The organism is Thalassotalea castellviae (assembly GCF_031846185.1).
GTDB lineage: Bacteria > Pseudomonadota > Gammaproteobacteria > Enterobacterales > Alteromonadaceae > Thalassotalea_H > Thalassotalea_H castellviae.
Genome location: NZ_JAVRIF010000002.1, coordinates 407340 through 428094, shown reverse-complemented (window position 1 = coordinate 428094; position 20755 = coordinate 407340). Strand labels below are relative to the sequence as shown.

General features: G+C 38.5%; 17 protein-coding genes and 2 riboswitches. All 17 genes read left to right on the top strand.

The features are described from left to right. Positions 1 to 12 precede the first annotated feature (12 nt). The 17 genes from RM573_RS05605 (at position 13) to RM573_RS05525 (ending at position 20584) form a co-directional block, all read left to right on the top strand. Complete coding sequence (locus RM573_RS05605) at positions 13 to 651, top strand: gluconate 2-dehydrogenase subunit 3 family protein (RefSeq protein ID WP_311578486.1); 639 nt, start codon at positions 13 to 15, stop codon at positions 649 to 651. A 28-nt stretch (positions 652 to 679) separates the two neighbouring features. Further along, the gene (locus RM573_RS05600) at positions 680 to 2413 is read left to right on the top strand and encodes a GMC oxidoreductase (RefSeq protein WP_311578483.1); all 1734 of its coding nucleotides are present in this window, start codon (positions 680 to 682) and stop codon (positions 2411 to 2413) included. Positions 2414 to 2462: 49 nt separating this feature from the next. Then, a complete protein-coding gene (locus RM573_RS05595; protein WP_311578480.1) occupies positions 2463 to 3341 on the top strand; it encodes a sugar phosphate isomerase/epimerase family protein in 879 nt (292 codons plus the stop codon). A gap of 68 nt (positions 3342 to 3409) precedes the next feature. Further along, positions 3410 to 3642, top strand: a riboswitch (cobalamin riboswitch). Between the two features lie 104 nt (positions 3643 to 3746). Continuing rightward, on the top strand, positions 3747 to 4529 hold the full coding sequence (locus RM573_RS05590; RefSeq protein WP_311578477.1) for an ABC transporter ATP-binding protein: 783 nt from the start codon (positions 3747 to 3749) through the stop codon (positions 4527 to 4529). Continuing rightward, positions 4522 to 5511, top strand: coding sequence for a FecCD family ABC transporter permease (locus RM573_RS05585; protein WP_311578474.1), 990 nt, complete (start codon positions 4522 to 4524; stop codon positions 5509 to 5511). The genes RM573_RS05590 and RM573_RS05585 overlap by 8 nt, the downstream gene beginning before the upstream one ends. Before the next feature lie 2 nt (positions 5512 to 5513). Beyond that, positions 5514 to 6581 (top strand): nicotinate-nucleotide--dimethylbenzimidazole phosphoribosyltransferase, encoded by a 1068-nt coding sequence (gene cobT, locus RM573_RS05580; protein ID WP_311578471.1) that lies wholly within the window; start codon positions 5514 to 5516, stop codon positions 6579 to 6581. 11 nt (positions 6582 to 6592) lie between these two features. Further along, on the top strand, positions 6593 to 7408 hold the full coding sequence (locus RM573_RS05575; RefSeq protein WP_311578468.1) for an adenosylcobinamide-GDP ribazoletransferase: 816 nt from the start codon (positions 6593 to 6595) through the stop codon (positions 7406 to 7408). Further along, the gene (cobU, locus tag RM573_RS05570; RefSeq protein ID WP_311578465.1) at positions 7408 to 8013 is read left to right on the top strand and encodes a bifunctional adenosylcobinamide kinase/adenosylcobinamide-phosphate guanylyltransferase; all 606 of its coding nucleotides are present in this window, start codon (positions 7408 to 7410) and stop codon (positions 8011 to 8013) included. Before RM573_RS05575 ends, cobU begins: the two co-directional genes overlap by 1 nt. Beyond that, on the top strand, positions 8006 to 8743 hold the full coding sequence (locus RM573_RS05565; protein ID WP_311578462.1) for a histidine phosphatase family protein: 738 nt from the start codon (positions 8006 to 8008) through the stop codon (positions 8741 to 8743). The genes cobU and RM573_RS05565 overlap by 8 nt, the downstream gene beginning before the upstream one ends. Further along, positions 8743 to 10224, top strand: a complete 1482-nt coding sequence (locus tag RM573_RS05560) for a cobyric acid synthase (protein ID WP_311578459.1) — start codon at positions 8743 to 8745, stop codon at positions 10222 to 10224. Before RM573_RS05565 ends, RM573_RS05560 begins: the two co-directional genes overlap by 1 nt. After that, positions 10221 to 10823: a cob(I)yrinic acid a,c-diamide adenosyltransferase gene (gene cobO / locus RM573_RS05555; RefSeq protein WP_311578456.1), complete on the top strand. Its 603-nt coding sequence runs from the start codon at positions 10221 to 10223 to the stop codon at positions 10821 to 10823. The genes RM573_RS05560 and cobO overlap by 4 nt, the downstream gene beginning before the upstream one ends. 57 nt (positions 10824 to 10880) lie before the next feature. Then, positions 10881 to 11729 (top strand): cobalamin-binding protein, encoded by an 849-nt coding sequence (locus tag RM573_RS05550; RefSeq protein WP_311578454.1) that lies wholly within the window; start codon positions 10881 to 10883, stop codon positions 11727 to 11729. A 43-nt stretch (positions 11730 to 11772) separates the two neighbouring features. Further along, positions 11773 to 11909, top strand: a riboswitch (cobalamin riboswitch). 36 nt (positions 11910 to 11945) lie between these two features. Beyond that, positions 11946 to 13865: a TonB-dependent receptor domain-containing protein gene (locus RM573_RS05545; protein WP_311578449.1), complete on the top strand. Its 1920-nt coding sequence runs from the start codon at positions 11946 to 11948 to the stop codon at positions 13863 to 13865. A 323-nt stretch (positions 13866 to 14188) separates the two neighbouring features. Further along, a complete protein-coding gene (locus RM573_RS05540) occupies positions 14189 to 16084 on the top strand; it encodes a tetratricopeptide repeat-containing diguanylate cyclase (protein WP_311578447.1) in 1896 nt (631 codons plus the stop codon). Positions 16085 to 16111: 27 nt separating this feature from the next. Next, the gene (locus RM573_RS05535; RefSeq protein WP_311578444.1) at positions 16112 to 17308 is read left to right on the top strand and encodes a hypothetical protein; all 1197 of its coding nucleotides are present in this window, start codon (positions 16112 to 16114) and stop codon (positions 17306 to 17308) included. Between the two features lie 14 nt (positions 17309 to 17322). Further along, positions 17323 to 19449, top strand: coding sequence for a 5-histidylcysteine sulfoxide synthase (gene ovoA, locus RM573_RS05530; protein WP_311578441.1), 2127 nt, complete (start codon positions 17323 to 17325; stop codon positions 19447 to 19449). Then, positions 19442 to 20584: a pyridoxal phosphate-dependent aminotransferase gene (locus RM573_RS05525; protein WP_311578438.1), complete on the top strand. Its 1143-nt coding sequence runs from the start codon at positions 19442 to 19444 to the stop codon at positions 20582 to 20584. Before ovoA ends, RM573_RS05525 begins: the two co-directional genes overlap by 8 nt. Positions 20585 to 20755: the final 171 nt, after the last annotated feature.

The following is a 20755-nucleotide window of genomic DNA, read 5'->3' as shown; positions in this document are numbered from 1 at the left end:
CTTGTCAAAAAGATGAAACAACCAAAAGCTACAAGTTCTGAAATATCATCGCAAGTTGAACAAAGTAAGCGACAATTTTTACGTGGCTTAACAGCATTTATGGGAACCGCTGCGGTATCCCCTTTGATCAGCGGTGATGCGTTAGCAGTAGCGTTTAGTTATCAACCAAAAAGCAATAGTGCCCTGCAAGCGGGTAAGCTTTTTACGTTAACACAAATGAAAATTTTACATGATATTTGCGCAGTGGTATTACCGAGAACCGATACACCTAGTGCCGCTGATTTGGATGTTCATGGTTTTTTAGATCATCAATTATCTGTGTGTTTTCCCCAAAAAGACCAGCAACAAGCTGTTGCTATTATTGATAAAATAAACCATCAAAGTACCCGTCATTACAATAAGAGTTTTATTGAGCTAACTGGCTCAAATCAACAGAATTTACTGATTGGCTTAGAAGCCGAAAAGTTAGGATTCACTTCGCAAGATAAACACGCGTTTAAAGCAGTAAAGTCGTTATTAGTCTTCGGTTTTTTTACCACTGAAGTTGGCGCAACTCAAGCGTTAAATTATCAGGCAGTGCCCGGGGGCTTTAAAGGCTCAGTGGCATATTCATCGTTAAAAAAATCATGGGGATCTTTGGCGTATTACTAAGTCAGTAATTGCTAATTGAGAAGAAGTTATGGATCAAGAATTATATATAAATAACAGTACAGAAGAATACGATGCCTTAGTCATTGGCTCTGGGATCTCAGGTGGCTGGGCGGCAAAAGAATTTTGTGAGCGTGGCTTAAAAACCTTAATGGTAGAACGCGGACGGGTGGTTGAACATCGCAAAGACTATATTGGCGAAAACAAAGGTCCGTGGGAATTTGCGAATCGTATGCAAGTTGATAATTTGCTGGTAGAAGAACAATATCAAGTACAAAAAAAGTGCTATGCGTTTCATGATGCGACAAAACATTTCTTTGGTAATGATAAAGACTTACCTTATTCAACCGAAGAAGGTACGGATTTTACCTGGATCAGGGCAAATCAACTCGGCGGAAAGTCGCTACTATGGCACCGTCAATCGTACCGATTTAGTGATAATGAATTTAACGCAAATAAAGCCGATGGTATTGGCAATGATTGGCCTGTACGCTATAAAGATCTTGAAGCTTGGTATAGCCACGTTGAAAAGCATGCTGGGATCAGTGGAAATTATGATAACTTGCCACAAATTCCTAATAGTGAGTTTTTACCGCCTTTTGAGTGGACTAAACCTGAAAAAGATTTACAAAAAAAGTTTGCTCGCCTTTTTCCTGATCGACCAATGATTATGGGGCGAACGGCACATTTAACTCAGCCGACAGCACTTCATATTTCACAAGGCCGCGTACAATGCCAAGCAAGAAATGAGTGTCAAAAAGGTTGTTCATTTGGGGCTTATTTTTCTACGCAAAGCTCTACTTTACCAGCAGCAGCGAAAACCGGTAACTTGCATATTGCTCCAAATAGTGTGGTTCATAGTTTAATTTACGATGAAAAAACTAATCGGGTTAAAGGCGTTAAAGTGATCGACAATGACAACTTAACGACTCGAGAATACTTTGCCAAAGTGATTTTCTTATGTGCTTCAACCCTTGGTTCAACACAAATCATGTTAAATTCCACATCGAAAAAGTTCCCTAATGGCATTGCCAATAGCTCAGGCGTATTAGGTCATTATTTAATGGACCATGTATACAATGCAGGCGCGAGTGGGCGATTAGAAGGCTATGAAAATGAATTTTATTCGGGACGCCGTCCTACCGCGGCATACATTCCTAATTTTCAATTTGAACCTTCAAAATACAAAAAACATTATAAACGCGGCTATGCTTTAGCGGGTAGTGCAGGGCGAAGTAATTGGCAAGGTAATCGTTTTAAAGATGGGATTGGTGCTGATTTTAAACATCAGTTAACGCAAGCTGGAGATTGGTATTTTGGTTTGCATGCGCAAGGTGAAATGCTACCACGTTTCGAAAATCAAGTGTCATTACACGAAAGTAAAAAAGATAAGTGGGGGATCCCACAATTACACATCAACTGTCAGTGGTCAGAGAATGAAAGATTAATGATGGAAGATGCGGCGGAAACGGCGAAAGATATGCTAGTAAAAGCCGGTGTGAAAGACGTCACCAGTTACACATCTCTGGATAAAAATGCGCCTGGATTAGCTATTCACGAAGTTGGAACGGCGCGCATGGGGCGTGATCCGTCTGATTCAGTACTCAATGCATATAACCAAAGCCATGATATTCCGAACTTATTTGTGACTGATGGCTCAAGTTTTTGTTCGACAGCCGTGGTGAATCCATCGCTTACTTTTATGGCGCTAACCGTTAGAGCGGTTGATTATGCCGTGAAAGAGATGAATGCAAAACGAATTTAGTGTCGAAATTAACCTTTGACAAAATACACAGAAATATACGAGAAAAATAATGAAAAAATTAAAAGATATCTTCAATGTGCTTATTGCCGCCAGTGTTCTGATTTTTAACCCTGTAGTGTCAGCGCATGAGGAGCATGAAAAATCTCACGTTACCACTACACCACAGTTGAGTGTGCAACTTTGGTCGGTTAAAGATGAAGTCAAAGCTGATTTTAAAGGGACTCTTAAAACATTAGCAGAAATGGGTTTTGATGGGGTGGAATTTGCCAATGAATTTGGTGAGTTTGCAGGAGATGCCACTGCGATCAAACAAGTGTTAGATTCATTGTCGTTAAAAGGTAGCGGTGCACACGTGTCCTTTGAACAACTCAATGAGAAAAATTTTGCTGACACGGTGAAGTTTTATCAAACCTTAGGGATAGACATGTTAATTGTTGGTTGGGATGAACGAGCTTGGCATCCGCAAGGAATAAAAGAAGTGGTGGGTTTATTGAATCATCTGTCAAAAAAATTAGCGCCATACGGCATGAAAACTGGCTTTCATAATCATGATCACGAATTTAATGCCTTTGCTGGGACTACATATTGGGATTATCTAGCGATGAACACCCCTGAAAATGTAGTGCTTCAACAAGATGTGGGTTGGACAACGTATGCAGGGAAAGATCCTATTGCTTATGTGGAAAAATATCCAGGCAGAACATTAACCACCCATTACAAAGTTAAATTACCTAAAGGTACTCAAGGAAAGCTGCCTATTATCGGTCAAGATACAATTGATTGGTTGAATTTAACTAAGGCCAATATGACAGTTGGCGGTACATTATGGCTGGTCGTAGAGCAAGAAGAATACCCAAATGGTTTAACCCCATTGCAAGCTGTCGCTGAATCAAAGCGTGGCTTAGATAAGGTATTACAACAGTTATAATTTAAAGTTTGAAAATATTTTAGACGTCTATATAGCTAAATGCTAGTCAACGTTATTTAGCTATGATAAAGTAGCGCAAATTTTATGGTGTCTGTGTGTTTATTCAACAGAATACTCAACACGGCTTAAAAGGGAATGTGGTGCATATCAACTATTGACAATAATAGTAGGTATTAGTCCGCAACTGTTCCCGCAACTGTAAGTAGAGCTGAATTTTATTACCACTGGCATAAGGTGCTGGGAAGGATAAATTTGGGTTATCTCTATAAGTCAGGAGACCTGCCATAAAAATAATACGAATATACTGTGCGGGTAACATAGTAGGTATTTTGTTGCACTTTCACGATTTCATTTCTGCACAAAATTTCCTTGCTAATACCACGCCTATTTAACCTTGTGGTATTTATGACAATTATTCACTTACAAGCTGAAAATATATCTTGGCAGATTGATAATAAACACATTATCAAAGATGTTAGTTTTACTGCAAAGCAAGGCGAAACCGTCGGTATTGTCGGTCCAAATGGTGCCGGTAAAACCTCGTTACTAAAATGCTTGTATCAAGAAAATAAAATGACCTCTGGGCAGGTTACGCTGTCTGAAATTTCATTAGATTTATTCGATCGAAAAGAGATTGCCAAAAAAGTGGCGGTGGTTGCACAGCAACATGAAGCAGTATTTAATTTAACCGTATTTGATATTGTGAATATGGGCTTGATCCCTCATAAAGCGTTTTTTGAAAGTAATACCAACTCAGATCGACAATTAATTGATCAGGCGTTAACGCAAGTCAATTTACAACAAAAAAAGTATCAAGTGTTTAATACCTTATCAGGTGGCGAGCAGCAACGCTGTTTAATTGCTCGAGCGATAGTTCAACGTCCAGAAATTCTTATTATGGATGAACCAACCAATCACTTAGATATTTACTATCAACACCAAATTTTATCGATTGTGAAACAACTCGGTTTAACCCTAATTATGACCATTCATGATCTAAACCTAGCTGCGCAGTATTGTGATCGATTGTTATTGCTCTCTCAAGGCGAAGTTCGCGCGTTTGATGATACGGAAAAAGTATTGAATGAAACGTTAATCAAAGAGACTTTTCATATTGACTGTTTGGTCGATAGAAACCCACTTACCCGTAAAATGCGAGTGACTTATGCTGGAGCTTCGCATGACTAATCAAGGAAAATCGTTAAGTAAAATTGGCATTCTAATCATCTTGGTGATGTTTTCTATTCTTCTTTCAATGGGATTTGGCACCGCAGAACTAGGCTATCAAAAGGTTTGGCAATGTTTGACAGATGAGTGTCAACGACCTATTTATCAAACAATTTTATGGGATATACGTTTTCCACGAGTGCTGATGGGGTTTTTAGCTGGCTTTGCTTTGGCAGCGGCTGGCGCACTGATGCAAAATGTTACTCGTAACCCATTAGCCGACCCTTATCTCTTTGGTATTGTTGCTGGCGCTGGCTTAGGCGCTACTTTATCAGGGCTACTCCCACAACACTTACAAGCCATTTCATTACCGTTAGCGGCATTTATCGGCGCATTATTTGCTGTATCAATCGTTGTGGTTGTTTTGATGGGTAATAATTGGCGACGAGTTGAACATTTACTGCTTGCCGGTGTTGCCGTGTCTTTCTTACTCAGCGCCTTTACCAGTTTTATTTTATATTTTGGAGAAGCCTTTGCAAGTAATCGAGTGATTTTTTGGATGATGGGTTCACTAGCTCGCGCTGATTACTACGCCTTATCTTGGGTGATTCCGGTTATTTGTATTTGTTTAATATTAGCTTTGGTTTTTGCTAGACAATTAGATGCATTGTTATTAAGTGACGAAAGCGCAAGAACGCTTGGGGTTAATGTTGATAAATTGCGGTTATTAGCGCTAATTGTATGTGCCGCAATGACGGCCGTGATTGTCTCTTACTGTGGTGGTATTGGATTTGTTGGTTTGATGATCCCACATATTGTTCGACCTTTTTTTGGCTTAACTACCGCAAAACTATTATTAAGCTCTGGGTTAGTCGGCGGCTGCTTTTTAATTTGGGTGGATGTGGTTGCACGAACCATAGTGCCAGGACAAGAGATCCCTATTGGAGTGATAACTTCTGTGATTGGCAGCCTGTTCTTTCTATTTATTATGCGAAAGGTATAGCCGTGTTTTCAATAAAGCCATTTAATACCGATAAATCAGCGGCAATACAACAGGTTATTGATAGCAAAACTAAGCCATTAGGAGCCCTTGGCCAACTTGAAAGTTTGGCGAAACAGCTCATGTTAATTCAAAGCCAAAATTGTGAACTTGCTACAAAGACTCTGATTATCTCGCAACCTACCATGTTGGTTTTTGCTGCTGATCACGGTATGGCTGAACATGGTATCAGTATCGCGCCAAGTGAAGTGACACGTCAAATGGTGTTGAATTTTTTACATGGTGGTGCTGCTATCAATTGTTTTTGTCGCAGTAACAATATTGCGATGAAAGTCATTGATGCTGGTATCAACACCCCTTTAACCTCGGCAGAAAAATCTATAAGTGAACACTTTATTGAGCAGCGCTTAGGGGCTGGCATCAATGATACTTCTACCACGAGAGCTATGACAAGTTCTCAGGTTCAGCAAGGGTTGTTATACGGTAAAAAAATTACCACAGATATTATTAACCAAGGTTGTAATATTTTATTGCTTGGTGAAATGGGCATTGGCAATACGAGTGCGGCATCAGCCATTTTAAGCGCTTATTCTCAACAAGATTGTGAGCAATGTGTTGGCAAGGGTACAGGTATAAATTCGCAACAATTCTCAATTAAAAAACACTTAGTAGCGCAAGCTGTATCAAGGTTAGATCCCGAGAAAATATTCACAGACCCTTATTATCTATTAAAAGAATTAGCGGGCTTTGAAATGGTGCAAATGGTTGGCGCCATTCTCGCAGCCGCAGAACAAGGTATTGCCGTATTAATTGATGGCTTTATTGTCACCAGCGCCGCTTTAATGGCTGAAAAGATCAATCCTAATGTCCGCGATTATTTAATCTTTGCGCATCAATCAAATGAACATGCCCATCAACTCATGTTAACTATGCTTGAAGCAAAACCGTTATTGAATCTAGATCTTCGTTTAGGAGAGGGCACCGGCGCTGCGTTGGCTTTACCTTTATTAAAAGCGGCGGCTAGTTTTTATAACGAGATGGCGAGTTTTGAAAGTGCTGGGGTCACGGTTTAATGCAGGCCTTTTTGTCAAAAAGATATTTGGTTAAAATCCGCTATCAATGGCAGTTGTTTTGTCTTGCTCTGATGTTTTTTAGCCAGCTCCCTGTATCTAAGTCGTTACCTTATTCTGAAAAACGAATGAACCGTGCCAATCGATATTTCTCATTAGTGGGGATTGTTATTGGTTTACTCGTTTGCTTGAGCTATTCCCTTTTTGATCACTTTTTTTCGACTCATCTCGTGATTATATTGACCATGATCACCAGTGTTTATATTACAGGTGCTTTTCATGAAGATGGTTTAGCTGATATGGCCGATGGTATGGGGGGAGGCTACAGTGCTGAGAAGCGTTTAACTATTATGAAAGACAGCCGTATCGGCACTTATGGAACAGTCACGTTAGTTTTATCTTTATTACTAAAATTTCAGTTACTAGTAGAACTTGAGCAGCATTCAATCTTAATGATTTCGGTAGTTTTTGCCTATGCTATGTCTCGAGCTTTTGCGGCAAGCTTAATTTTTGATACCCCTTATGTGGCGGAAGATGACAGCAGCAAAAGTAAACCGATTGCTTGCCAACAATCAGGTATTGATCTCATGATTTTACTCGCAGTAGCCTTTTTACCGGCATTGCTGTTTCCTTGGCTTTTTGTCGGTTTCTGGTCATTACTTCTCACGATTATCGTTATTTTATTACTTTTACGCTTAGCTTTTAGGTATTGGCTAATCAGTAAAATCGCTGGTTATACCGGCGATTGTTTAGGGGCAGCACAACAAGTAAGCGAGCTGATTATTTACTTAGTCTTGATACATCACATCTCAAACACAGGTGTCTTCTAATGTTGCATTTAGTATTAGGGGGCGCGCGTTCTGGAAAGTCGTCTTTTAGCGAACAATGGATACAAGCACAAAGAGGGAAGGAGCAACAGCTTCCTATCTACGTGGCTACCGCACAAGCGTTAGATGAAGAAATGCAACAACGAATTATTCATCATCAACAGCAGCGTATTGCCTTTGAATGGCAGTTGATTGAGTGTCCTTTGCACTTAACTGATTTATTGGTGGAGTTAGATAATAAGCAATTAGCATTAAGCGATGAACCTAGGTTTGTGCTAGTGGACTGCCTGACATTATGGTTGTCGAATCATTTAATGGTGGCGCTTGAACAAAGCCAAGATGACAACCCAATAACTGATTATTTAACCAATAAAATCACAGAGTTAATCGATGTATTAACTGAACATTCAGCGACAATCATGCTAGTTGCTAACGAAGTTGGATTAGGGGTTGTGCCATTGGGAAAACCGTCGCGTTTATTTGTCGATCACGCAGGCTGGCTGAATCAGCAATTAGCAAAAGTTGCTGAGCAAGTTACCTTAGTAACAGCAGGCATTCCGTTGACCTTAAAGTCATCTAAAAACGCAAAGGTGAACTATAGTGGCTAATATTTATTTACTTCGACATGGAAAGGTCAGTGGAGCAGCCGCTTTATACGGTAAAACAGATGTTGCCGTGCTTCCTGAGATAAATGAGCAAATTGCCGAAGAGTTTATCGCGCAGCACCTTAATATTGACGCGGTGATCACCTCGCCATTAGTACGCTGTTCAAGCCTAGCTATGCTTATCGGCGAAAAATTACAACGATCAGTTTCAATAGAAGCGCAATTAAAAGAGATGGATTTTGGTCTTTATGACGGCATTGCTTTTGATCAACTCCATCTAGATAAAGATATTTGGCATCAACTTGAGCGGTTTTGGCAAAACCCTGTTCAGCACCCTTTGCCCAACGCAGAACTGCTCACCGGCTTTTCTTATCGAGTGAAAAACGCATGGCAAGCCATTATTGATGATATTAATAAGCTGCCAGTGGTGGGTGAAAAATCGGCGAAAAATATCTTGTTAGTTTGTCATGGCGGCATTATTCGCATGATTTTAGCGCACTTATTAAATATCGATTTCAGAAATCCACTTTGGTACACCAATTTATCTATCGCCAATGCGAGTTTAACGTCAATTGAAATCAACCAGCAGCCAAGAGTAAAACAGATCGCCAAACCGTTATTACCGGAAGAGAACGATTTGAAATCATGTGATAAACACGCCGTTTCAAGCCGTAAATTCCCCTCTAACTTATTGGCAAAGTCACAATCTGAGTATTTACGGGAGCTCAACTAATGGCCTCACGAACCTTAATGATACAAGGCACAACCAGCGATGCGGGAAAAACCACGTTAGTGGCGGCTTTGTGTCGGATTTATGCCAAACAAGGTATGAAGGTTGCGCCTTTTAAACCACAAAATATGGCGTTAAATAGTGCGGTAACGGCATGTGGTGGAGAAATTGGCAGAGCCCAAGCGGTACAAGCGCAAGCGGCCAAGGTTGAGCTGTCAGTTGATTTTAATCCAATATTATTAAAGCCCCAATCAGATAAAAATGCCCAAGTGATTATTCATGGTCAGGTATTTTCAAGTATGGATGCTCAGGATTATCACGACTATAAAACAATAGCGAAAAATGCGGTATTTGAATCCCATCAGCGGTTAGCACAAAACTTTCAACGAGTTATTGTTGAAGGGGCAGGCAGTCCAGCCGAAATTAATTTACGTGCGGGTGATATTGCTAACATGGGGTTTGCTGAACAAGCCGATTGTCCTGTGATCATTATTGCCGATATTGATAAAGGTGGGGTTTTTGCTCACCTAGTTGGCACGTTGGATTTGTTATCAAAAACAGAGCAAGCTCGAGTTGTTGGCTTCGTCATTAATCGCTTTCGTGGCGACATTAAATTACTTGAATCAGGATTAACTTGGCTTGAAGAAAGAACTCAAAAGCCTGTCTTAGGGGTAATACCTTATATTCATGGTTTACATATTGCAGCCGAAGACGCGGTTTCTGAACAACAACAAGTCGGCCAAGCAAAACTTAAAGTCATTGTCCCGGTAACGCCTCGCATGAGTAACCATAATGACTTTGATGCGTTACGCATTCATAACGAAATAGATTTTCAATTTATTTACGCGTCAGAATTAAAGTCAACGGCTCTGCCTCCTGCTGATTTGATTATTTTAGCGGGCAGTAAAAACAGTCGCGCTGATTTAGCTTTTTTAAAGCAACAAGGTTGGGATCAACAAATTGAAAAACACTTACGTTACGGGGGAAAGGTCTTTGGTATTTGTGGTGGTTATCAGATGTTAGGGCAAACCATTATCGACCCTTTTGGTATTGAAGGCGAAGTAGGGGAAACATCAGGACTAAATCTTTTACCGATGAGTACATCGTTATCAGCAGATAAAACCCTGAAAAATCAGCAAGGGACATTATCTTTAGCCGGAAACAATATTACTGTGCAAGGTTATGAAATTCACCTTGGCCAAAGCCAACACTTTTCAGCATTGACACCTTTATTGTCGATAAATAATCAAAGTCACGGCGCAATCAGTGATGACGAACAAGTGGCGGGTTGTTATTTACATGGCGTATTTGATCAAGCCGATGCCATAGACACCTTAGCTCTTTGGTGTGGTGCAAGTTTACAGAACAGTCAAGATTTAGAAGAAATTCAAGAACAAGCGATAGAAAAATTAGCCAACGTTTGTCAAACCCATATGGATATCGAAAAGCTAGAACACATTTTACAACAGTGGAGAAATTCATGAACGAACAAGATAAAAAAGAAAAACATCAACAGCGCCAACAAAAACTTAAAGAGAAAGTTGATGAGCGTATTGCCGCTGCAACCGACGATAAGGGCTTGTTATTGGTGATCACCGGCAATGGTAAAGGAAAATCTACAGCAGGTTTTGGGGTAGTGACACGTTCTGTCGGACATGGATTAAACGCCGCTGTTTGTCAGTTTATTAAAGGCACATGGGATTGCGGAGAGCGAAATTTATTGGAAAGTCATGGGGTACCTTTCTATGTGATGAATACCGGCTTTACATGGGAAACTCAGAATAAAGAACAAGATATTGCCGCGGCAGAAAAAATTTGGCAAGCAGCTAAAAAATTACTGAAAGACCCTAGCATTAATACCATTTTATTAGATGAATTGACCTATATGCTGAGTTATAAATACCTAGATTTAGATGAAGTGCTTGATGCTATAAGTAATCGTCCTGAAGGACAACATGTGGTTGTTACCGGCCGAGCAGCGCATCGTAAGTTGGTGGAAATGGCTGACACGGTTTCAGAAGTACAATCGATAAAACATGCTTTTGAAAACGGTATTAAAGTACAAAAAGGCATCGACTGGTAGTTCAAGTTATTTAAGAAACACTAAGATATTTACCAATGAAGTTATAGAGAGTTCAAGATGAAAATCAATACAATAATTGCTGTATTCCTTTCCCTAGTTAGTGTTAATTGTTTTGGAAATGAAAGTGTAAAACAGCAGGTTAACGCGGCTAAACGAATCATCGCATTAGCGCCACATATTGTAGAAAACTTGTATGCCATTGGTGCAGGGGATCTTATCGTTGGTACAACCGAACATGCTGATTACCCTGAGCAGGCTAATAGTATCCCTAGAATAGGTAATTATGCCAAGTTGAATATTGAGCAAGTACTCGCGGTGGATCCTGACTTAATTATTGCTTGGAAAAGTAACCCAAGTGATGACTTAGTACGTTTACAAAAACTAGGCTTGAACATAGTGTATTCTCAACCTGAAACCTTGGAGTCTGTTGCACAAGAATTACGTTATTTTGGCGAGTTAACTGGTAATCAGGCATTAGGTGAACAAAAAGCAAAAGAGTTTTTGCAGCAATTAACTAATATTGCTGATCATTATAAGGATAAAGCGGCAATCAGTGTTTTTTATGAGTTATGGCCCAGGCCACTGACCACAGTAGCCAAGAATGCTTGGCCACAGCAACAATTAAGCGTTTGTCGAGCCAGCAATCCGTTTTTTGATAGTGAAACCGATTATCCGCAAATTAATGTAGAAAACGTAGTGTTAAAAGCGCCGCAAATCATTATTCAGCCCAGCTCTTACGGGGTAAGTTCGCCAGATAAGGTGAATTGGCAACAATGGCCAGCAATACCAGCTGTTAAGAACAACGCTTTTTTACATCCTGATGCTGATCAATTACATCGTATGACCTTACGTTCATTAGATGAATTATCATTACTTTGTCAGCAAATAGATCAATTTAGACAGTAAGTTTAATAAGAAAACCAACGTACTATTTTCTTAATAAGTAAATAGTGAAATTACGAATTTAAGTGTTTAGCGAAAAACTGAACATTTTGGGAAACAAGTGAAAAACTTGTACTGCCCCCGCAACGGTAATTCAACCTTGGGTTGATAAGTCCGGAGACCGACTTAAATTCATCATTTTGTTTAACTGATGCGGGTGGCATTGGTGGCGAGGAGATTATGAAAAAAACACTTTTAGCGTCGTCGATTATCGCGACATGTACCTTTAACGCCTACTCTGTTTTGGCAGATGAACTTATTTCAGATGATGTTCAAACTGACGAACAAATGTTAGTGACGGCAAATCGTTCTCAACAAGATAGTTTTTTAGCCTTATCGGCGAATGAAATTATTACCCGTGAAGCGATTGAACAATTGCAAGTAACAAGCGTTAGTGACATTTTGAAAACAGTTGCAGGTATACATGTAGCAAATCAAGGTGGCGCGGGGCAAATTAGCTCTGTTTATACTCGAGGAACCAATAGCAATCATACTTTGGTCATTATGGATGGAGTAAGAGTTGGCTCAGCGACATTAGGTTCGGTAAATTTATCGGCTATTTCAGCGCAACAAATTGAGCGAATTGAGATCGTCAAAGGTCCACGTGCGGCATTATGGGGTTCTGATGCTATTGGTGGTGTAATCCAAATTTTTACCAAGCAACATAGTCAAGGTGAAGGGAGTGTTAGTTTTGGATTAGGCAGTAATGGCTTAATGCAAGGAGCGGCTTCTATTGGTTTTGGTAATGAAACCCATGAGTATACTTTGAACGTATCATCTGAAAAAGCGGATGGTTTTAATGCTTATTTGTCTGATCCTGATAATCCGTATGATATCAATGAGCCTGATGACGACGGTTATAAGCGTCAATCGGTTTCCGTGATAGGAAATAGCCAATTCACTGATACAATATCGATGAAATTAGTTGGCCGTTTTGAAGAAAGTAACAGTGATTACGATGCATCTTATCCTGATTCGCCGTGTTGGGACGATTATACCAAAGTGTGCCCTAGTTTTTATGCCAATCAACAAACCGCTGAAAATTATCATGTGAAAGTGGCAGGGCTTTATCAAACTGATAAATTGTCGTTCGAAGCGTCTATTGCGACAAACCAAGATCAAGGTGCAACCTACGGCAACGGTATATTAAAAGGCGATGCTGATGAAATAAAAACACAACGTGAGCAATTTTCATTAGTGGGTAATTATCAGTTATCGGAGCAAACGGGTTTTTCATTCGGTACCGATTGGTATCAAGAATCGGTTTCAACCAATACGGATAAAGTTTCGTGGCAACCAGGCTTTCAGGCTTGGGAGCTTGATAAACGTGCCGTTAGTGCTGTTTTTCTACAAGCGAGACATCAAGCGAATCAGTTTATTTTTGAAGTAGCGGGTCGTTATGATGATATTGAAAACATTGGCAATGAATCAAACTATAACGCTTCAATAGGTTATCAGTTACCTAAAAACTGGTTAATTAGCATTAATAGCGGAACTGGTTTTAAAGCTCCTACTTTTAATGACTTATATTGGCCAGGATCCGGTAATCCTGATTTACGTCCTGAGAGCTCTACCACCAATGAAGTGTTATTAAGAAAACATGCTGAAAACTCGTTAATTGAAATTAGCATTTACGATACTGAAGTTGAAGATTTAATCGCTTGGAATCCAAATGAATTTGGTCAATGGCAACCGGCTAATATCAACGAAGCTGATATGCAAGGTATTGATATTAATTATTCTGGTAACTATCAAAACTTTGATTATCAACTAGCCTTTACTTTTGTCGAAACGGAAGATAAATCAACAGGTAAAGCACTGCTAAGACGTCCTAAATTTAACACTAACATTGTTGTGAATTACCATTGGCAAGAGTGGTTATTTGGCACTATCGTTAGCTATCGTGATGAAGCAAAAGATAGCGGTAATGTTGATTTAGATGATTACTGGATAGTGGATTTTACCACTAGTTATCAAGTGAACGACGCTTTAAAGTTAGCAGGTAAAGTTTCTAATGCTTTCAATAAAAGCTATCAATCGGCATTAAATTATCAAGCGGATGACACGCAATACCATGTTAGTGTTTCGTATGCTTTTTAATCTCAATTAGCCAAAGAATCGTTGATTGCTAGCAGGTCAATATCTTAAGGGGAAACCGCTTATTTACATGAATAAGCGGTTTTTTATTATATTAAAACGATACTTTTTTGGGTGAATAAACGTATGATATTTCAACCAATAACTGATATTATTTATCTAGAAAATAGGATTGTTTTTATTTCTGAATGGCCGCTCGATAGTTTAAATAGCGCCCTCCTTTTCTGATAGTTAAAGCGTAATTTTAATCGTCATTTTTTGAATGTTATTTACTCAAATTACGAATAATGATTAAATAGACAGGAGTGTGCTTCAAGGATGTTAAATTGTTGAAATTTATTTATATATTTAAATTTGTAATCATTACAATTTTATTTGCTTTTATGGCGAATGGTTCCGCGAATGAACAAGGCCAATTTGACATTAAGTCAATCAGCACGGCAAACCTTGCTACATTAGATGATCAGATATTTATTAATCCTTGGTTATCCCTACAAGCACTTTCACAACTGGCTCCAGAATATCCTAGCATGACACAAGAAGCTAAAATATGGTGGTTGCTTCGCAAAGCTCAGTGTGAAAACTTATTATATTTTTACCAAGATCTTGACCAAACCTTGGCTCAAATAGCACCGTTAATTAACAACCAAACAAATGTTGAACAACAAGCTCGATATCATTATTTTGAAGGACTTTCTCTGCAGCGAAAAGGCGGCTATCACAAGTCGCGAGAATTTTATCGACGCAGTATGGACTTTGCGAAACAAGGAAACTTCAGCCACCTCTATATTAAAGCAAAAAAAGAGTTAGCTTATACCTATAGCTTGGCTGAATTATTTGAAATATCGTTAAAAGATATGCAAGAAGCGTATGTAGAAGCCTATGCGTTAAATGATCGCTTTTTAGTGGCAATCATCAACGAAACTTACGGGGCTATTTATGGCTATATGCTTGAACATGAAAAATCAATCGAGTATTACCAAAAAGCACTAGATAGCTATGAAAGCTTAAATTATAAAGCACATGCGTCAGAGGCAATCTACGGTATCGCTAGTACTTATCGTTATTGGCAAAAATATGATCTTGCTATCGAGTACTTTAAGCGGTATCAAAAAAATGTTGCTTTTACACCGAATGAAAATATTACTTATTTTGGTGCTTATGGCTTAGGTATGTCTTTAGCTGAAAAAGGTAGCTGCAATGAAGCCTTGCCAATGATAGAGCATGCGCTTAATTTAAATGGCTTAGATGATTATGATGCTGAATTGTATAAACGAAAAGCAAGCTGTTTAATTCAATTAAAGCGTTTTGATGAAGCTGAAATTGCTTTAACAAAAGTTAATGAGTTATTTCAGGCTTTACCTGAGTTAATGGGGACGGCTTGGCAGTTAGAATCGTTAAAAATTGCCGCAAAACTAGAAAGTGAACGAGGTAATTTTGAAAAAGGGTATCAACTGCTCTCACGATATAATGATAAATACACAAAATTGTTAATTAAAAATTCTTCTACTCGCGCGATAACCATTCGTTCAGCAATGGAGTTAGAACGTCAAGGTATTGAAAAGGCACTGATAAATCAACGTTCTAAAGCTGAATTATTAGAAATAAAAAATCGGGAACAATCGAACATCCAACAAAGTTATTTAATTATTTTTTTACTGACTTTATTAATGGTTGTCATTGCTGTAGTGACTTTCCAATATCGTAACAATCGTAAAATGGCAGAGTTATCAATCACAGATCCTTTGTCAGGCCTTTATAACCGTCGTTATATTTTTCAATATCTTGATAAATTAATTGCGGCAACAACGATACCTAAGGGCCATTTATCGATCTTAGTTATCGATATTGATGATTTTAAAAAAATCAATGACACTTATGGTCATCCTATCGGCGATCGGGTCATCGAAGTGGTATCAACGCTCGCAAAAAATGCCTTGAGAACGGAAGATGTTATGGGCCGAATTGGTGGTGAAGAATTCCTTTGTGTATTACCAAGAGCTGATACAGACATCGCTGAAAAAATTGCACAACGGATGAAAAACGAAATTAGCGCCTACAAATTTGATGCAAAAGATGACAAATCTTTTTCCGTCACTATCAGTGTCGGTATCTCATGCTACAATGAAGAGGTAAGCGATTCGAAGGCTTTATACGGGCTAGCAGATCAAGCACTTTACCAAGCAAAAGAAACAGGTAAAAATCGTGTGAATGTTTTTTAAATTTAGCCCTCAATGTAATAAAGTTTAATGAACTTATCTCTGTTATTAACCACTGAATTTACCCAACTCTCAAAAGAGATCATCGCGGTATTACAAAATTATCTTACTTCTTTACATTACACCCCGCTAATTCACTTCGAATTAGAGGGGTGTTATCAAATCAATGAGCAAGTAAAAAATCAGACAATTAATTTTTCATTGATTAACCAATCGCTTAAACAATTAAAGATTGATGGTGAAGTAATACCTGAATATTGGCAAAAACAATGGGAATATGTATCTTTATTCAACGGTCAACTACCACTAAAAGAAGCGGAAAATTTAGCGTTAGCTTTGTATCATATCCCCAAACTGTTTGCTCAGCAGGGTATTGAAAAAACCTTAATTAAGCCTGTTGTTTGGGCAGGTGATAAAGGAAAAGTAGCCCTAGGTTGTGACAATGTGTTTAGTGGTGAAACGCGCGATGTACATATCCCTAATGCTATCCAAATGAATGTAAGTGTTAAGAATTCACGTGGTGAAAATATCGTGGCTGAGCGCTATTTTGGTGAATATTTGCAACAATGTTTTTTAAAAACAAGTTTAGGTTGTTGCTTGTTATATTTGCCTGAAGAAGAAGCATTTGAACGCTTTGCTTTAAAAACTAAATATGGTTTGTCGGCAGAATTATGTTCACCAACAGATATTTCAGGTGGTCACCAAGGAAGTATCGCTTTGTACAAAGAGTTGGGTAAACATAATCAAGCGATGGGAGAGCAGCCCTTATTGTATGATCAACATAATAAGGTTTTAGTCAGTGAAAGTTTTTGGCAAAAAACCGCCAGAATAGAACATAGGTTAGGCGCTTCAAGTATGTATTATAATCCTTATTTAAATGTCATATACGGCTTATTAAATGTAATTGATGCGATAGAGGCTTTTGTTGATCATCAGTGCCAAGACAACCTGAATGATAGAAAAATGCCACAATCATTACCGCTATCTTTATATAGCCATGAAAAATCTGAAGGTGCTATTGAGCTTTTTGAAAAAGATAACTGGTTTGCTAAAAGCATTAATCGCATTGATGAGAAAATGCAGCAACATCCAGTTTATTCGTTAAAAGCTCATCAAGCGAATAACGCTGTAAATATGACTTTTCTCAAGAAAGATGAAAAACTAGGAGATAAATTAAAATCGATGATTTTATCTGCTTATCAAATTCAGTCTTTAATTATTAAATAGTTCGATAAAAATTTATGAATAGTACTTTAAAGCAACTAACCACACCTTTATTAATCGGTGAAGACGTCGAGCAAAAAAGGCTAGAATTGAAAAACTATTTTGCCAATACTTGGCAAACTTATGAGTCTTTGTTTGCCTTAATCAATGATGAAAAGGCTTATTACTTAAGACCTGAGCGCTTACGGCATCCATTAATCTTTTATTATGGCCATACGGCTACGTTTTTTATTAACAAGTTGATACTTGGAAAATACCTGTCATCTCGACTGAATGAAAAGTTAGAGGCCGTTTGCGCGGTTGGTGTTGATGAGATGAGCTGGGATGATTTAGATAGCAATCACTACCAATGGCCAACTTTATCTGAAGTAAAAAACTATCGTCAGCAAGTTTTTACTTTAGTCAATCAATTGATTGATAGCATGGAGTTGATATTACCTATCAGTCAAGATTCGCTGGCGTGGGTCATTTTGATGGGCTGTGAGCATGAGCGTATTCATTTGGAAACCTCTTCGGTGATCATGCGTATGTTGCCGTTAAAATATTTATCGAGCACAAGTCATTGGCTTGCATGCAAAGATTCAAGTGAGCCACCAGAAAATGAATTACGTAGGGTGTTAGGGAGAACACTTACATTAGGTAAAGCAGACGATGATTATACGTATGGCTGGGATAATGAATACGGCCAGTTAACCATTGAAGTATCACCGTTTAAAGCCAGTAAATATTTAGTCTCTAATCAAGAGTTTTTACAGTTTGTTGAAGCTGGTGGTTATCAAACAGCTGATCTTTGGAATGAAGAAGGAAAGCAGTGGCTAAGTTATACACAAGCGAAAATGCCCCGATTTTGGCTAAAACGCGGAAATGACTATTGGCAAAGAAATTTACTTGCAGAAATTCCATTACCATTGAATTGGCCTGTCGAAGTTAATTACCTTGAAGCGAATGCGTTTTGTCATTGGAAAGATAAACAGACAAAAGGATTTATTCGCTTGCCAACCGAAGCAGAATGGTATTGTTTAAGAGAGGACATTTCACCAGATAGGGTCGATCGCCATGCACCGTTTAGTAATATAAATTTGGCGCATTATGCCTCTTCTTGTCCTGTTGATAGGTTTGAACATCAAGGCTTTTATGATGTGATTGGGAACGTTTGGCAGTGGACAGAGTCAGCGATCGATGGTTTTGATGGTTTTAAAGTACACCCATTATATGATGATTTTTCAACGCCAACCTTCGATGGTCAGCATAATTTAATTAAAGGTGGTTCTTGGATTTCTACGGGAAACGAAACCATTAAATCATCAAGATATGCTTTTCGCCGTCATTTTTTCCAACATGCTGGATTTCGCTATGTGGAAAGTGATCGAGCTAAAACCCCGATAACTCCGGTTAACCCAATAGAAACGGATAAAATTGTTTGTCAGCAATTAGCCAGTCATTATCCTCACTCAACACATCATGAGGCTAACTTTTCCGTTGAACTTGCAAATGTTGTGCAAGCTGTTTGTCGTGAATTTTCTGATTCATTGACTCCGACAAAATTACTTAATCTTGGTTGCTCTGTTGGGAGAGCCGCTTTTGAATTATCCGCCATGTTTGATCACATTGACGCCGTTGACTTCTCTGCTCGATTTATACAATACGGGGTGAAGTTACAAAATAATGAAAATGTGCGTTATCAATCGATTGTTGAAGGAGATATAGTCAATTTTAACGAAGTGGCTTTGGCGCAATACGTGAAAAATTATCGAGGAAATGTCCATTTTTCACAAGGCGACGCGGTGAACTTAAAACCGATTTTTCAAGGTTATGACGTGGTATTATTACAGCAAGTCTTAGAGCAAAGTTATGATCCCAAAGCGGTATTAGAAAATATTGCCCACCGTCTTAATAAAGGTGCTTTATTGATTGTTGCGACTAATAATACCTTTAATGAACAAGTCACTCAGAAAGACAAATGGTTGGGTGGGGTTAAAATAAATGGCGAAAATGTCACGGTTCTTGATGGTATATCACAAGTATTAATGCCAAATTTTAACTTAGTGACCACAACCAGCCTTCAGCAAACGCTGGCAATTAATGCTCATCAAACTCAACAAAGTTGTATCATGATATCGGTTTGGCAGTTAAAAAATGGTTAGCCATCAACCAACTCAAGATGAGCTACCGGCTCATCTTCAATTTACTCAATCTTTAACATGTCCGATTCACGGCAGTTTAAGTGATTCAACTGCACATAGCTTAACATTAGGTCAGCTTGTGGAAATGTCAGGGCAGGGGCTTGAGAAAATCAATGCGCTTAAACTTGGTTATGCTTCTTTAAAAGGTCGTGTTTCATTACGTACTGCCATTGTTAACTTTCATCATCAATTGAACCATCATCAAAGCCAGTTAAATGAAGATAATGTCTTGACCTTTTGTGGCGCACAAGAGGCTTTGTCGGCAATATATCAGAGTTTACTACAGCCAGGAGATGAAGTTATTGTTGTAACGCCAAATTACCCATCTTTGACTCAAATGGCAGAAAAACTAGGGTGTAAGGTAAAAACCATTGAATTGTCATCGTTGCAAAAATGGCAATTTACAATTGAAGATATAAAAACACAAATCAGTGCAAAAACTCAACTGATTGTCCTTAACTCACCTCACAACCCAACGGGAAGTATTATTGACAGTTCACTTGCCGAACAACTATTAACCCTTGCTAAAGCATATGATTGTTACTTAATTGCTGATGATGTTTCTCAAGCAAGTAACTATAACAACTTGGCTTTATCACATCGGTATTTAGATTATGACAAAGCACTGGTCGTGTCTGTTATGTCGAAAAGTTTTGGCTTAGCGGGAATTCGAATTGGTTGGGTGATCAGTAACAATGAAGCCGTTTTAGAACAACTATTAGTGGCAAAGAGTTTGAGTTCAATTTGTTGCTCTGCCATTGATGAAGAGTTAGCGGAAATCGCCTTTGAACAAAGTGCGAAAATTATCAGGGGTAATAATCAATTGATTCAAGTCAATATTGAGCACTTCAATACCTTTGTTCAGACACATTCTGACATATTTCAATGGCATCCACCTCAAGCCGGGTTGCTTAGTTTAGTTGAAGTCATGACTAAACAACCCATAGAGCTGTGGGCTAGACGTTTAGCTGAACACACAGGGATTTTAGCGTTACCGGCAACAATGTTTGGTCAAAAAGGCCAGTATTTTAGATTAGGGTTAGGAAAAAATAATTTTAAAAACTTATTAACAAAACTTGATAACTATTTAAGATGATAAAAAATACCTCATTTCCCTTTCGCATTAAACCTTTACTACCTATTCCTTCGTAGGTTTGCTTACTTTATACTAATCAGTTAGTTATGCTTTTTGTTTAAAATACACACTTTTAAAATATTTTGTTACATATACAGATAAACTATTTCATCATTTCAAGCGACAATACCT